The 14,474-nt window shown below is 58.6% G+C and carries 15 protein-coding genes; 3 read left to right on the forward strand and 12 right to left on the reverse strand.

Annotated elements, in window-relative coordinates; all coding sequences use genetic code 11:
- The first annotated feature begins 95 nt into the window (after positions 1–95).
- Positions 96–2,069 (forward strand): hypothetical protein, encoded by a 1,974-nt coding sequence (locus tag E9954_RS22715; protein WP_136081579.1) that lies wholly within the window; start codon positions 96–98, stop codon positions 2,067–2,069.
- Between the two features lie 398 nt (positions 2,070–2,467).
- Here E9954_RS22715 and E9954_RS22720 read toward each other — a convergent pair whose 3' ends face one another.
- A complete protein-coding gene (locus E9954_RS22720; protein WP_168442511.1) occupies positions 2,468–3,115 on the reverse strand; it encodes an START domain-containing protein in 648 nt (215 codons plus the stop codon).
- 20 nt (positions 3,116–3,135) lie between these two features.
- Complete coding sequence (locus E9954_RS22725) at positions 3,136–3,615, reverse strand: SixA phosphatase family protein (RefSeq protein ID WP_136081581.1); 480 nt, start codon at positions 3,613–3,615, stop codon at positions 3,136–3,138.
- 60 nt (positions 3,616–3,675) lie between these two features.
- Between E9954_RS22725 and E9954_RS32710 the strand changes: the two genes are divergently transcribed.
- Positions 3,676–3,819 (forward strand): hypothetical protein, encoded by a 144-nt coding sequence (locus tag E9954_RS32710; protein ID WP_168442512.1) that lies wholly within the window; start codon positions 3,676–3,678, stop codon positions 3,817–3,819.
- A 135-nt stretch (positions 3,820–3,954) separates the two neighbouring features.
- Positions 3,955–5,313 carry an adenylosuccinate lyase gene (purB, locus tag E9954_RS22730; protein ID WP_136081582.1) on the forward strand — a complete coding sequence of 453 codons (1,359 nt, stop codon included), beginning with the start codon at positions 3,955–3,957 and terminating at the stop codon, positions 5,311–5,313.
- Positions 5,314–5,320: 7 nt separating this feature from the next.
- On the opposite strand, the gene modC is transcribed toward purB, so the two are convergent.
- From modC to nifE, 10 genes are all read right to left on the reverse strand, one after another.
- Positions 5,321–6,409 carry a molybdenum ABC transporter ATP-binding protein gene (gene modC / locus E9954_RS22735; RefSeq protein ID WP_136081583.1) on the reverse strand — a complete coding sequence of 363 codons (1,089 nt, stop codon included), beginning with the start codon at positions 6,407–6,409 and terminating at the stop codon, positions 5,321–5,323.
- Between the two features lie 59 nt (positions 6,410–6,468).
- Positions 6,469–7,173, reverse strand: coding sequence for a molybdate ABC transporter permease subunit (gene modB / locus E9954_RS22740; protein ID WP_136081584.1), 705 nt, complete (start codon positions 7,171–7,173; stop codon positions 6,469–6,471).
- On the reverse strand, positions 7,170–7,970 hold the full coding sequence (modA, locus tag E9954_RS22745) for a molybdate ABC transporter substrate-binding protein (RefSeq protein ID WP_136081585.1): 801 nt from the start codon (positions 7,968–7,970) through the stop codon (positions 7,170–7,172). The genes modB and modA overlap by 4 nt, the downstream gene beginning before the upstream one ends.
- 118 nt (positions 7,971–8,088) lie before the next feature.
- Positions 8,089–8,751: a DUF2490 domain-containing protein gene (locus tag E9954_RS22750; RefSeq protein WP_168442513.1), complete on the reverse strand. Its 663-nt coding sequence runs from the start codon at positions 8,749–8,751 to the stop codon at positions 8,089–8,091.
- 106 nt (positions 8,752–8,857) lie between these two features.
- Positions 8,858–9,352, reverse strand: a complete 495-nt coding sequence (gene tsaA, locus E9954_RS22755; protein WP_136081587.1) for a tRNA (N6-threonylcarbamoyladenosine(37)-N6)-methyltransferase TrmO — start codon at positions 9,350–9,352, stop codon at positions 8,858–8,860.
- Positions 9,353–9,354: 2 nt separating this feature from the next.
- The gene (locus E9954_RS22760) at positions 9,355–9,540 is read right to left on the reverse strand and encodes a YezD family protein (protein ID WP_222847283.1); all 186 of its coding nucleotides are present in this window, start codon (positions 9,538–9,540) and stop codon (positions 9,355–9,357) included.
- Positions 9,521–9,829, reverse strand: a complete 309-nt coding sequence (locus E9954_RS22765; RefSeq protein ID WP_222847284.1) for a (2Fe-2S) ferredoxin domain-containing protein — start codon at positions 9,827–9,829, stop codon at positions 9,521–9,523. Before E9954_RS22765 ends, E9954_RS22760 begins: the two co-directional genes overlap by 20 nt.
- A 114-nt stretch (positions 9,830–9,943) precedes the next feature.
- A complete protein-coding gene (locus tag E9954_RS22770; protein ID WP_136081588.1) occupies positions 9,944–11,203 on the reverse strand; it encodes a radical SAM protein in 1,260 nt (419 codons plus the stop codon).
- Positions 11,204–11,272: 69 nt separating this feature from the next.
- Positions 11,273–12,736, reverse strand: a complete 1,464-nt coding sequence (locus E9954_RS22775) for a nitrogenase component 1 (RefSeq protein WP_136081589.1) — start codon at positions 12,734–12,736, stop codon at positions 11,273–11,275.
- A 133-nt stretch (positions 12,737–12,869) separates the two neighbouring features.
- Positions 12,870–14,219 carry a nitrogenase iron-molybdenum cofactor biosynthesis protein NifE gene (gene nifE / locus E9954_RS22780; protein WP_136081590.1) on the reverse strand — a complete coding sequence of 450 codons (1,350 nt, stop codon included), beginning with the start codon at positions 14,217–14,219 and terminating at the stop codon, positions 12,870–12,872.
- Positions 14,220–14,474 lie beyond the last annotated feature (255 nt).

A 14,474-nucleotide genomic window follows, 5' to 3' on the forward strand; every position in this document is an offset into this window, starting at 1 on the left:
GGCATTGATCAATACAAAAAGAATGAGCTTTGAGTTTTTGATGGCGTGAAAGGTTTTCGGTGTCGGTTCGTATAGTATTACCAAGGAGAATGATCATGAAACTTCGATTGATATTGATTGTCGCACTTTCGCTGCCGGTGCTTCTGACTGCTTCCGATCAGGAGGATGAGACATTGTTTTTCACATCACCCTCCCGGGAACGGTTCGATGAGCTTCAGCAGACTGCTTTCGAAGATGAAGCAGAAATAGTCAAAACCAGTAACTACAAAGGCCTTTTATACGCGGTGCAACTTGCAAGGATTGCCGGGAAACATGGATGGCCCCTTCGGACGGATGGGGAACTCGGGAAAATGGCGAAGGAAATCCTGGACGGTAAATCGGTTCTGGCCCGGTATGTCAACGACGACAAACAAGTTGACGTTCGCAAGCTGGACATTTGGTGGACTGGTTATTTTGCCACGGGGGACATGAAATATCTGGAAAACCTGCTAGGGCAAACGAAGGGCGATGGAAAGGATAACATCCCCATCGAGGATCTCCACACTCTCTATGCCACATCAAAGGACGACTACATACAGCTCTGCATTGTCGATTTGGCTAGGTGGTCGTTCTCATCGAACTGCGACCAGCACGAACCGGTCAGGGCCTATGCTGCCAAGTGTTTGGAAGTGCCGGAATATGCTAGCCTGAGAGAGTTCCTTGAACGATGCGCCAAGGGCAAACGGCAGGAGCCGGAAATCGATCCGACGCTGTTCCCAATCAAAACGAGCATCGGTCACTTTACCATTTCGCTTCCGCATGGATGGAGAAGCGCAAAAACCCCAGCACAATTGGATGAAAAGTGCCGACGCATCTTGGGCGACCTGCCTTTCGGTCTTGTCAATGGACAGGAGGCCGAGATGGGCGACATCGAATTCTACTACAATCCAGATATTGCGGATATGTATGCCTATTCCCTGCTCATCCCGAAACAGTCGGACTTTCCCAAGGCCACTCTTAAGGCCCATGGCGGCGGGGAAAACGATCGCATCATGCTGCCGAGATGGAGGGTGAAGTCCAAGGATGCCAAACAAACCAACTACAAGGGAGGAAAGTTAGTTGTTCAGGACAGTCTTGCCCATTCAAGCAAAATCGATATTGATGGGCATGACGTTGGCTGCCGGGAAATGGTGCTGAACAACAGAACCCGGCACGTCACGCTGTTTTATTGGTCGCCAAGCAAGCCTGGAGTGGTGAGTGTCTTGGAGTTCTTCATGATCCCTGGAAAGACCGACCGGGAATTGCTCAACAGACGGTGTTTTGCATTGAAACGCGACGATGCACCGGTCGATTTGGATTATGCCACGACGCCGGGTTGCGGTGTGGCCGAACTTCAACATGTCTTGAAGGCCATCGAGATCAACGAGCAACCGGTTGCCCGGAAACGACAGAAGCCCTCTGTGGCCAGAAACCGCAGTGAAATTGGGAACACGGAGATGAGTGCCCAAAAAGAATCCACTGCTCCCAAAACAACTTGGCCAGACCTAAGGCAATTCTCCGACGTTAGTGCAGAGACTATCGTGGAAATGATTGAGCAAGCGGAGGACGGTGCATTGGATTGCTGTCTAACGTTGTGTCTTTATTATGGTTTTGCCGACTGCAAGGAGGCGCTTAAATGGGGATCGGTGGCGCTGAAGCAAGCCGAGGCCATTTCGGCCGGCGATGATTGGGAGTCATTTTCCAGCAAGGAGGAGTGGGACAAGAACCTTGCCTACCACAAAAAGGATATATCTAGTCTTGAAGAAATGATGGTACGCATTGACCTGAGCAAGGAAGAACTCCAGGCGGATATCGAACTCGCCCAAGCTGGGGATGAAGAGAAAATTGGGCAGCTATATTACTATTTCCTTAATGTCCATGACTTTGACAAGGCACGGCACTGGAATGAAAAAGCGCGGGAGGCGAGGCTGGAAGCCTGTCCATTTGAGGAAGCCAAGGTAACCGTCAACAAAATCTACGACTCGTTCGAGGAATACACTGCGAGTCTGGAACAAACCTACAAACTAGGCAAAGAGCAGAGGCAAGAATAAGAAGGAAAACCCGATGACCCTCATGCAAAAGCATCTCGAAAAAGGATCGCACTCCGTCAAAGGCATGCCGTGGTTCGGCACACGGCTGGTGGTGCTGCAATAATGAGGAAAGGATGATGAAAAGCAAACACCCTACCTGCTGTTTTCTGTGCTGAAAGCACTAAATAATTTAGCCCATGGCATCGCCATGGGAATATCTATTGGAATAGGATTTTGCCCTGAAGGGGCAACACAAATTCACGGACGGATTGTGTTGCCCCTTCAGGGCAAGTCTTGTGGTTTCGAGGAACCTTGGGCGTTGCCCAAGGCTAAATTGTGTAGCGCTTTCAGCGCAGAGGGTGTTGAAAAGATACCCTGCCCCTTGGGGCGGAGGGCGTGAGTCGCTGGATTCCGATTGGTCATGAATCGCCGGGTTCCCTTATGAAACCGAGTTTGACGTTCTTGAATCGTTTCTCCTGGGCAGTTATCCAGATGCCTTTGAGGGAGGTGTAGGGTTGCGAGACAGACACGGCATTGACGAGCGTGGCCGGCACGCGACCGCCCGGATCGGATAGCGATTGGTATACAACTTCCACGGAGCCGTCATTCTGCGGGGTGAGGGTCCACAGGCTCTCGATGCGTTCGACCCGGATCGCTTTTGTGAGGCGGGGGATTTTGTCGGGTGCGGCGGTTTGGGTGATCGTTACGATGTAGTTGGTCGGATTTTGCATAATCACATTGTGCAGCACGGCGTCGCGGTCTTTAACAGGCCAAGGGGCGGGATTGTACGCATAGGTGTAGGTTTCCGCCGGGCTTACCTGTTCGATCAGTTCGATGCGGTCGCAGGTCTTTACCCATTTTGCAGCGGAATCCAAATCGTTGAAAACCGCGATTAGGGTGGAGAGGCGCGCGGGAATCCGGGCAACGCCTTTGAATTGTTTGAATCCTGTGCCTTCCACTCCCCGCGTATAGACTTTTATACCGTCTTCGTCTTTCGCAAGTTTCCAGTCGCCGGCGAGTGCCGTAACGGTTGAAAGAAGTAGGATGATGATGGGCAGTTTTATCATTTGAAGGTGCATGTCGTAATTTAGGATGGTTTGTTCGGATAATCCAGGTCGAGGAGTTTCGCGGGGCAGGTTCCGGCCTGGTTCCAGTGGGTGGAATCCAGATGGATCGTGGCGATGGCGCAGGTGGGCATGCCCTCGATCCGGACGCCTGTAAGTTGGCTGGCCAGCCAGGTCATCGCCGGATTGTGGCCAATCAGCATGGCCGAGTCCAGCCGGTCATCGAGGTCCTGCACGATCTCCATCAGCATTCCGGCTGAGGCTTCATAAATGTTTTCGTTGTCGGTGGTGTCGATCCCCAGATCCAGCAACTCGAGGGTCTCGCGCGCCCGTTTGGCGGGGCTGCAGACGATGGCGCCGGGCAGGGCGTTGCGTTCCTTCAGCCGCCGGCCCATTTCGGGGGCGTCTCGCCGACCACGCTTGTTGAGCGGGCGGTCGAAGTCGGCCTTGCCGGTATTCCAGTCGGATTTCGCGTGGCGCACTAGATAGAGGGTTTTGGGCATACGGCTCCTTTGGGTAGAGGTCGAAGCATGCGTTTTCCGGAGCCGTCAGGAAACAATTTATTGCAGTTCATTGCGCCCTTCGAGTATGTCGGCAACCTTGTTTGGGTCACCATGCCCAGTGGGCTGGTCATCAAGATCGAGTCCGATGTCAAGTTGCTCAAGGTCGGCGACCTCTTCGGAACCGACATGAAGTTGCTTGAGTAGGCGTATTGCGTATTTATTTTCCGGTCAAGGAGTGCCCATGGCAATACGTAATACGCAGTACGTAGTAGAATCATTTTGCCCAACTCCGCCTGCCCGTCTATATTCGCCGCTCGCAAACAATTTAGGGAGAAAGAAATGATTACAGCCATCAGCCCGATCGACGGGCGCTATGCATCCAAGGTTGCCGAATTGACCGAATGTTTTTCCGAATACGCGCTCGTGCGCAACCGCGTTCGGGTCGAAGTCCTTTGGCTCATGGCGCTCTGCGCCGAGGCCGGCATTCCCGAATGCCGTGCGCTGACCACCGAGGAGCAAACCCTGCTCATCGGCATTGTCGAAGACTTCACTCCGCAGGAAGCCGAAAAGGTCAAGGAGATCGAGCGCACCACCAACCACGATGTCAAGGCGGTCGAATACTACCTCAAGAAAAAGATCGAGGGCACCTCGCTCGAAGAACTCTCCGAGTTCCTGCACTTCGCCTGCACCTCCGAGGATATCAACAACCTCTCCCACGCGCTCATGCTCAAGGACGGCCTCGCCGCGCTGCTGCCGCACCAGCAGGAGCTGATCGACCAGCTCAAGGGCTTCGCCGCAGCGTGGAAAGCCGTACCCATGCTCGCCCGCACCCACGGGCAGACCGCTTCCCCGACCACCATCGGCAAGGAGCTCGCCGTCTTCGCCGACCGCCTCGACATGCAGAAGGCCAAAGCCGAAGCCGTCGAAATCCTCGGCAAGCTCAACGGGGCCGTCGGCAACTTCAACGCGCATCTCTCCGCCTATCCGGACGTCGATTGGCCGGCGCTCGCCAAGGGCGTCATCGAAGGGGAGCTCGGCCTCAGGCAAAACCGCTTCACCACCCAGATCGAGCCCCACGACTACATGGCCGAACTCTTCGATGCCATCAGCCGCTTCAACACCATCCTGATCGACCTCGACCGCGACATCTGGACCTACATTTCCATGGCCTATTTCGGCCAGAAAACCATCAAGGGCGAAGTGGGTTCCTCCACCATGCCGCACAAGGTCAACCCGATCGACTTCGAGAACTCCGAGGGCAACCTGGGCCTGGCCAACGCCATCTTCGGCCACCTCTCCGCCAAGCTGCCGGTCTCGCGCCTCCAGCGCGACCTCACCGACTCCACCGTCCTGCGCAACATGGGCGTCGGCTTTGGCTACAGCATGATCGCCTACCTCTCCACGCTCAAGGGATTCGGCAAGCTCAAGCTCCGCGAGGACAACCTCGCCTCCGATCTCGACAACGCCTGGGAAGTGCTGGCCGAGCCCATCCAGACCATCATGCGCAAGGCCGGAATCGAAAAACCCTACGAAAAGCTCAAGGACCTCACCCGCGGGCAGGACAAGATCACCAAGGAAACCATCCGGCAGTTTGTCGAAACGCTGGAACTCGATCCCGCCGACAAGCAACGCCTGCTCGATATGTCGCCCGCCACCTACGTGGGGATGGGCGAACAAATCGCCGAACTCCTCGGTTGAATGCCCCCTAGATCCGTTCGATGGAGAGGCCCTTGAACAGCACCCAGGTGGCCGATCCCTCGCAAAGGCCGAGCTCCTGCTCCGTACCCGGAGTGATCTCCGCGAACAGGATGCCGGCCGGGGTTTCGATATGGCAGATGGAGCGGTCGTCGGTATGGATGATTTTCAGGACACTGCCCGGCAGCTGGTTCCGTATCGAGATGGAGCCCATCCGCTGCGTCGCCAGCACAATCTGGTTGGCGGCGATGCCCAGGCTGATCTCCCGCCCGGGCTCCAGGCCGGAGTCGCGTTTCATCTCGATGGTGTAGTCCGGATTGCGCGGAACTTCGAGCAGGGTGATGCCCTTGGTCTCGTCGTGTTTCCGGACGCGCACGCGAATCATGTTGGTCAGGTCGGCGCCCTTGAGTTCGGAGAGGGTGGCCGGATTGCGAACCAGCTGGTCGAGCGTATTGTTTCCAACCACCGAACCTTCGCGCATCAGCAACAGCTGGTCGGTCAGTTGCAGGATCTCCCCGAGATCGTGGCTGATGAGCACCGTCGGGATTTTTAGCGATTGGTGCACCTGGGCCAGGAAGGGCAGGATTTGCGACTTGAGGGAAACATCGAGCCCGCTGACCGGCTCGTCCATGAGCATGAGGCGCGGATTCGAGAGCAGGGTGCGCCCAATGGCGATGCGCTGCTTCTCCCCGCCCGAAAGATCGTCCACGGCCCGGTGGATCAGATGGCCGATGTTCAGAAGCTCGACGATGTCGTCGAAGGAATAGGGCCGATCCAGCGTTCGCCCCTTAACGCATTCCCCCGCGCGCAGGTTTTGCTCGACCGACCAATGGGGGAAGAGGCGGGCATCCTGGAACACCAGCCCGATATGGCGCCTGTGCGGCGGAACGAAAACCCGGCGGCTGGCATCGAACAGCGTTTGGCCTCCGAGAATGATGTGGCCGCCATCGGGCCGCACCAAACCGGCCAGCGCCCGGAACAGGGTGCTCTTGCCGCAGCCCGACGGTCCGAAGATGCCCAGCGCCGATTCAAAGCATTTGAACTGCGCATCCAGCAGGAACCGGCCCTGCTTCAAATAGATATCGACGTCGAGTTTCATGGTTAAAGTGATGATTGAGCCGTGAGGCGTGATTCGGTTGAAAGGGAATAATCACGTTTTCACGAATCACGTCTCACGCCTAGTTTATATTTGGCCCTTCGCGTTAAAACTTCTGAAAGCAACAAGCTGGCGAAGCACAACACCAGCGATGCCACCACGAGGCGCATCGCCACGTTTTCCTCGCCGGGAACCTGCAGGGCGGAATAGATGGCCAACGGCAACGTTTGGGTGGAGCCTTCCACGTTGCCGGCAAAGGTGATGGTGGCGCCGAACTCGCCCAGGCTGCGGGAAAAGGCCAGCAGGATGCCGCCGAGAATGCCCGGCCACGCGAGCGGGAGCGTGACCTTCATGAAGGTACGGAACGGCGAATAGCCCAGCGTCAGCGCGGCCTCTTCGAGCCGCCGGTCAACCAGCGAAACGGCCAGCCGCACCGAGCGCACCGCCAGCGGGAGCGCCACGATGGCGGAGGCCAGCACCGCCCCCTGCCAAGTGAAGACCAGGCGGATATCAAACACCTCCGCCAGCCATTTCCCGATGGCGCCATGCCGGCCGAACACGATCAGCAGCAGGTAGCCGGTGACCACCGGCGGAATCACCAGCGGCGCGTGGATCAGGCTTTCAACCAGGATCTTGCCGCGGAACTCGCGCCGCGCCATCAGCCAGCCCAGCAGCACCGCAGGGACGGTGGTGGCCAGCGCCACGCCCATCGCGACTTTCAGCGAAAGCCAGATGGCGCTAACTTCGGTTGGGCTGAGGGCAATCATTTTCTTTCACCACTAAGGCACGAAGTACACGAAGGCTTTGTGCCGCTTTTCTTGGTGGACTTGGAGTCTTTGTGGTTTGTTTTTTCAGGATCTGCGAAGCCGTGCTTTTTCAGGATGGCCTTGGCCTTGGCGGTTTTCAGGAAGTCCAGGAATTGAAGGGCCGCCTTGTTTCCCGAGATCGCCGCAACGGGATAGACAATGGGGCTGTGCGCTTCGGCGGGGAAGGTTCCAACCACCTCAAGGTGGCCAGCGGCCTGCGCATCGGTGGCGTATACGATACCTGCGGCAACCTCTCCGCGCTGGACATAGAGCAACGCCGTCCGCACCGAGGAGGTCGGCACCAGGTTGGGGCGCCATGTCTCCAGCCAGCCCAGGTGCTCAAGCGCTTCCTTCGCATACATGCCGGCGGGCACGCTCTTGAAATCGCCGACCGCAACCCGGCCGCTTATCGTGCCGTCGAACGCCAGCGATGACCCGGGCGGGGCCACCATCACCAGGCTGTTGGCCGCGAGGTCGAACCGGGTTTCCTTCCGGCAGGCGGACTGGGTTTCGAGCCAGTCCATCCATTTGGCGTTGGCCGAAACAAACAGGTCGGCCGGCGCCCCCGCATCGATCTGCCGGGCCAGCGCGCCGGACGAGGCAAAGTTGAACCGTACGGGTTCCCCCCCTTGTTCCTTATGGGAGGCCGCCAGCTCTTTCAAAACATCCGTGGTGCTCGCCGCGGCGAACACCGTGAAGTCCGCCCGGACCTGCAGGGCGATGCATAAAGCGGACAAAATTGTCGGTAGTGTTTTCATGTTTGTACTCCTGAAATCGAGGTTTTACTCAAACATTCCTTTATTCCAGGTGTCGCCGTTCCGTAGGGAGGAATCGGTTGCACCTATCACTGCATGGAGCGTGCCATCGCCTCTTCGGTCAAAAGCCCATGCAGGCAACCATGCCATAGTTGTAGCGCTCGTTCCAACCGCTCTGCGCGCTGTTTTCGACAAGATCCTGCCCGATGAACGCGCAGAGGGCGAGGTGCTTCGCCGGCGCGCACTTGATCCCGGCGGTCAGGCGGTTGAGATAGAAACGTCCATCGTCGAGGTTGATCATCATTTCATTCTCGGCGTAGGGCTTGAGCTTCAAGGCAGTCCAGCCTTTGGCCGGGATCAGCGCGAGCTTCGGGCGGAAATCGGTCCGGTCGTCCGCGCCGTCGAGATCCGCAAAAAAGATCCGCAACCGGCTTATCAGATCCAGCCCGGACAACGCGGAGGTGTTGCACAGGTTCAGGTGTCCGCTTGGCATGGAGGTGGAGCTTCCGTTTTTGGTGATGGTCACGTAGCGGTAGGCCGGGGCCAGACTCCAGCCCCGGGCAAACTTCCACGGCAGGCAGACCTCGGAATGGCGGTAGTAAAAGTCGAAATCGGTCTCCTGGTAGCGGACCTGCTCGATCACCTTCACATCCAGGGTTTCCCCGAGGGCTCCCTTGATGCCGCCCTCCAACCAGACGGCGTTTTCTCGCCCGTCCCAGGCGTTGGCTATTGTGATGCCGCATGCCGCAGCGATCGCGATGGACCGCAGGATGATGACTTTCATTGTTCCAGTCTCCGGTTGCGTCATCCGTTGCCGGGAAGCATAAACCAATTTGCTTTTCATGACGCCGCCGGTGGTCCGGTAGGCAGAACGGGGTGTTGCGGATGTGTCAGATGAAACGGGCGTCGGAGCGGTGGTGCTCGGCGATGTCCGGTGCTTTGTCTTCGAGCCAGCCGCTGACGGCATCGGGCTGGTTGTCGACGTGCCTGAAAAACGGTTTGATGTCGATCAGCGGGGAGCCGTCGAGCATGTCGGCCCCTTCGAAGTGGAGGCAGTGGCCCTCCACGCGTTTAATGCGAACGGTGGAAAGGCCGATGGCCGCCGGGCGGCGCGGCGAGCGGGTGGCAAACACGCCGTGCGGCCGGTCATCCATGAAAGGGGTGGGCGTCAGCTCGTAGCCCGGCTTCATTTCGTGCAGGTGGAACAATAGGATCGCGTGCGAAAAACCGTCGAGGTCCGTCAGACCCGCCGCCAGCTCGGGGTAGAGTTCGGCAACGCCTTCAACCTGCTTTCCGCCTACGGGCTGCACCGGGATGTTGTCGAGCGTGGTGTGCGGTGTCCGGAGGGTGCCGATCAGGTTGAGCGTGACGTTTCTTGCGGGCATGTTCAGAACCGGACCTTTTCGGTTTTTTGAACCTGGACCACGTGGCCGTTGTGCACGACCACCGTGACCTCGCCGTAGTCCAGGCTCTTGACATAGTCCTTGACGGATTTAACCCACCGGCCATCCTGCGTTCCGCAGTATGCGCCGGGGGGTTGGTTGTGCCGGCAGCTATTCAAGTTCGAATTCACTGGTGTCCTCGCCGTCCTCGATCGCGTCGAGAATGGCTTCGAGCTTTTCTTCCGTCAGCTGGCCGAACCATTTTCCGGCGGGATACATCACCATCACCGGCCCTTCGGTGCAGACCTTCAGGCATCCGCAGCCGGAGACCTGGGCATCGAGGCCGCGGTCGAGGATTTCGGAGTCAAGCTGGGCGAGCAGGTCGCCGGCGCCCTTGGTGTTGCAGACGCCCTTGGCTTCGCCCGCCACGCGGTATGAGTTGCAGATGAAGAAGTGCATTTCCGGTTTTGCTATTGGCATGGTTGTTACCCCCTGTGGTTTATGTTTAGTTAACTTTGATGGTTCCAAATGGTTCGTGACGATTGAACCGTGATGCGTGAACAGAAAATCACGACTCAATCGTCACGTTTCACGTTATCCGCATCCCCCGCCGTCGCCGGCGCATTTCTCGCCGCACTTGGTGGGGCGGATGGGGGCGCGGATTTCTTCGCCGGCATAGATGCGTTCGAGGGCTTCCTCGATCAACCCTTCCATCACAACCACCTTGATGCCGGAGTCGCGCAGGATGCGGGTGGGCTTGGGGCCGATGCCCGAGACGAGGATGGCGCGGCAGTCTTGCAGGATGGAGCCGACCTCCGCCCAGCGTTCATCGCCTCCGCCTTTGGTGGGCAGGGTGCGGATTTCCACCGGCTGGGTCTGGCCGTTGATTTGTTCGTAGACGTGCACGTTGCCGGCTTCGCCCAGATGCTGGCTCACCAGCACGCCTTCGCGGGTGGCGATGGCGACATAGGGCCGTTCCTCGTCCGGGTTGATCGGGGCATTGGCGGCTTTCTCGATCAAGTTGAGGGTTTCCTGCGTGGTGCCCTCGGCCAGCAGGCCGCAGGCATCGGCCCGGCAACGCTGGCAGTGCGTCATCTGTGGCATGTATTGGCCGGCAATGTCGCGCGCGGCGTGGATCTGCGCCGGGGTGGGTTCCTCGAAATCCTCGAACTTGGTACCCTCGACCGGGCAGAGCGGGATGATGTTGTGCAGGTCGGCCCCTTCGGATTTGGCGAAGGAGGCAACGGCGTCGAGATGCTCGTCGTTCACGCCGGGGATCAGGATGGTGTTGATCTTGAGCGTGATGCCGTGCGCCTTGATCGCTTTCATCGCCTGGATCTGGCGCTGCAGCAGCAGCTCGGCGGCTTCCAGCCCCCGCAGCGGTTTTTTATCCTCGCGCACCCAGCTATAGACCTTGGCGCCAATCTCCGGATCAATCGCGTTCATGGTGATGGTGATGTGGCTCACTTCCAGTGCGGCCAGCTCCGCGATGTAGGGGCCGACGCCCAGGCCGTTGGTGGAAACGCACAGCAGCATGTCGGGATGGCGCTTGCGGATCAGGCGCAGGGTTTCCATCGTCTGCTCCGGATTGGCGAACGGGTCGCCGGGGCCGGCAATGCCAACCACGGAGATCGGCTTGCCGGACTCGACGAGGTCGTTGACGTAGTAGAGCGCCTGGCCGGGCGAGAGCACGTTGGAGGTAACACCCGGGCGGCTTTCGTTCACGCAGTCGTATTTGCGGTTGCAGTAGCCGCACTGGATGTTGCACTTCGGTGCCACCGGCAGGTGCACGCGGCCGAACTTGCCTTTTACGTCCGGGTTGAAGCAGGGGTGTTTTGAAAAATCGAGGGCCATGGTTTTTCTCCTTGTCGTGAAGAGCGACGATTGAGTCGTGAAGGAAAATCACGGCTCACGTTTCACTCATCAAATATATGTGTATCCGATGTCGTTGCTGTCTTGTTTGATTTCCATAAGCTTGTCGACGATCGTGTCGAAGAGCCGCTGCGCGCCGCGGTATCCCAGATGGAGGGAACGAGGCCCGCTGATCCGGTCGTGGATAGGAAACCCAGTACGGATCAGCGGGACGCCGGCTTTGCGGCTGAGGGAGAAGCCCTTGCTGTTGCCGAGCAGCAGGTCGGGCTTGAGCGTGTGCGTGGCGGCTTCGATTTCGGCGAAGTCGACGCCTTCGAGAATGGGGGTTTCGGGATCGATTTCCGGGGCAACCTCCAGAACGCATTCGCGCAGCTTGCCGCTTTTGCCGCCGGAGGCGCAAAGCACCGGCTTGAGCCCGATCTCGGCGCAGAAGGCGGCCATGCCGACGACGAAATCCTCCTCGCCGAAAATCACGACCTTCTTGCCGAAGGTGTATTTGTGCCCATCGACGTAGCAGTCGATCAGCCGCCCGCGTTCCGCCTCGTGCTGCGAGGGGGTCGGGCAGCCGGTGATCTGTTCGAGCACCTTGAAAAACTTGTCGGACTGGCGGATGCCGATCGGCAGGCCAACCCGGAACACGGCGGTCGAAAACTTTTTGTCGAGCAGCGATGCGGCGGACTGCTTGTCGGAGATGGTCGAGGCCAGTTCGATCACCGCCGAGGCCCGGCCGAGCTTGGTGATTTCGCGCACCGGGGTGCCGCCGGCCGGAATCTTGTGGTAGTCGCCCCACACCGGGCCATCGAGCGGGTCGGAATAATCCGGAACGATGGAAAAATTCATGCCGAAGTCGGTCAGGATTTCGCGCAGGTGGCGCAGGTCGGCCGGCGATACCATGCCGGGGAAGACGCCAATGAATTTTTCGTTGGGCCCGTCGATCGCGAGCTGGTCGACGATCGCCCGCACCGCCCACTGGTAGCCGTCGGCATGGCTGCCCGCATAGCTCGGGGTCGAGGCGCGCAGGATGAAGGGCAGGTTCATCTGCTTGCGTTCCTTGGCAATGAACTCCTTCACATACATGTCCACGTCGTCGCCGATGGTTTCGGCCAGGCAGGTGGTGGCGATGCCGATCACCTGCGGGTGGTAGCCCTCGATCACGTGCTTGAGGCCGTCGAATAGATTCTGCCGGCCGCCGAACACGACGCTCTCTTCGCCGAAGCTCGAAGAGGCAATGTCCATCGGCTCGCGGAAATGGCTGATCATGTAGCGGCGGATGTAGGTGGCGCAGCCTTGCGATCCGTGGAGGAAGGGGAGGCAACCTTCGATTCCACGAAACGCAAGGCTGGCGCCGAGCGGAGCGCAAAGCTTGCAGGCATTCCGTGTTGCGGTGAAATTCTTGCCGGTCAACGGCTTGTCCGCCGGGGCGGGGCCGCAGCCGCATTTGGCTTTATCCGCTGCTGTGCAGGCGTTGGCCGGGCTATCGACCGGTGCACAGGTTTTTCCGCATTCGCAACTCATCTTCGGCCTCTTCCGTTGTTGATTCCTCGCAGAGGCGCTGAGTTCGCTGAGGAAATACATTTTACTTTGCCCCTCTGCTGCTCTGCGTCTCGAGCGACGCAAGGAGCGGGCGAGGAATATATGCGTGAATGGGTCATCGGTTTGCCCTCCGGGGTGCGAACTGCCAGACGGGGCTCATCACCGACGAATGGACTTCCTTGGCAAAGTTCAGCATGCCGACGAAGCCGGCCAGCGCTTCCTTGCGCTCATGGTTGTGGTCGCAGAAGCCAACGCCGAGCTTGTAGGCGATCGGGCGCTCCTTGACGCCGCCGATGAAGAGGTCGACATCCTTCTCCTTGACGAACTTGGCCAATTCGAGCGGGTTGGTGTCGTCGAGGATAATGGTGCCCGGATCGCAGAGTTCGGTGAGTAGCTTGTAGTCGTCCACCGATCCGGTCTGGGACCCGGCCACCACCACGTCCATGCCGAGTGTTCGCAGCGAGCGCACCAGCGAAAAGACCTTGAAGGCTCCGCCGGTATACACCGCGGCCTTTTTCCCTTGGAGGTCCTTCCGGTAGGGCGCCAGCTGGGGCAACAGCTTGGCAATTTCTTCCTGAATGACGCGTTGCGCACCTTGCCGCATCTCGTCGTCATCAAAAAAATCGGCCACGTCGTAGAGCGCCTTCGACATGTCTTCGATCCCGAAGTAGGAGGCGCGCTTCATCGGCGTTCCGTATTCCGTCTCCAGCATCTTGGCCAGGTTGCTGACCGAGCCGGAGCACTGCACGATGTTGAGGTGGGCGCGGCCGGCCTTGCGGATGTCGTCGATCCGGCCATCGCCCGAAACCGAGCAGACCACGTTCACGCCCATGCGCTCGTAGTAGTCCTTGATAATCCAGATTTCGCCGGCCAGGTTGAAGTCGCCCAGGATGTTGATCGAGTTCGGAACCTTCGTCGGGTTGTCGTCGGTGCCGACAAGCTTGAAGAGGGCGTCGCAGGCGGCCTTGTAGCCTTCTTTCTTCGAGCCCTTGAAGCCTTCGGAATCGACCGGGATGACCGGGATGCCTTTTTTCGCCTGCACCTTCTTGCAGATGGCGTTCACGTCGTCGCCGATCACGCCGATGATGCAGGTGGAATAGATGAAGGCGGCGCTGGGCTTGTATTCGTCGATCAGTTCGCTGATGGCGTTGTAGAGTTTATTCTCGCCGCCGTAGATGACATCCTTTTCCTGCATGTCGGTCGAAAAGCTCAGCCGGTGCAGCTCGGGGCCGGAGGAGAGGGCGCCGCGGATATCCCAGGTGTAGGAGGCGCAGCCGATCGGGCCGTGCACGATGTGGATGGCATCGGCGATCGGGTAGAGCACCACCCGCGAACCACAGAAGCTGCAGGAGCGCTGGCTGACCGAGCCCGCCAGACTCTGCTTTTCGGCTTCCATCGCGAATTCGCCGCCGACGTGCACCTGGCTTTTTCGTTTCTCGAGTAGGTTGATTGATTCGTTTGCCATTTTTGTGGTTTCCAAATTGTTGAGGCTCCTATTGCATCAGGTGTGCCAGCGGGGCGCCATGCCGTCGCGGTGAAGTTGTAAGTGGTTGGTTGCTAGTTGATAGAAAAATGCGATGGCCGGGAGGCCGGGCCCATTGCGCACGGCGCATTCCGGAAAAATATTTCCGGTGGTTCCGCCCCTCGGGGGCGTCGATGTTCCAACCTGTGGCGAACCAATGGTTTAAGAGGAGTTTCGACATTTTTTTCCAGCGCCTAA

The sequence above is a fragment of the Pontiella desulfatans genome (assembly GCF_900890425.1).
Classification (GTDB): Bacteria; Verrucomicrobiota; Kiritimatiellia; order Kiritimatiellales; family Pontiellaceae; genus Pontiella; species Pontiella desulfatans.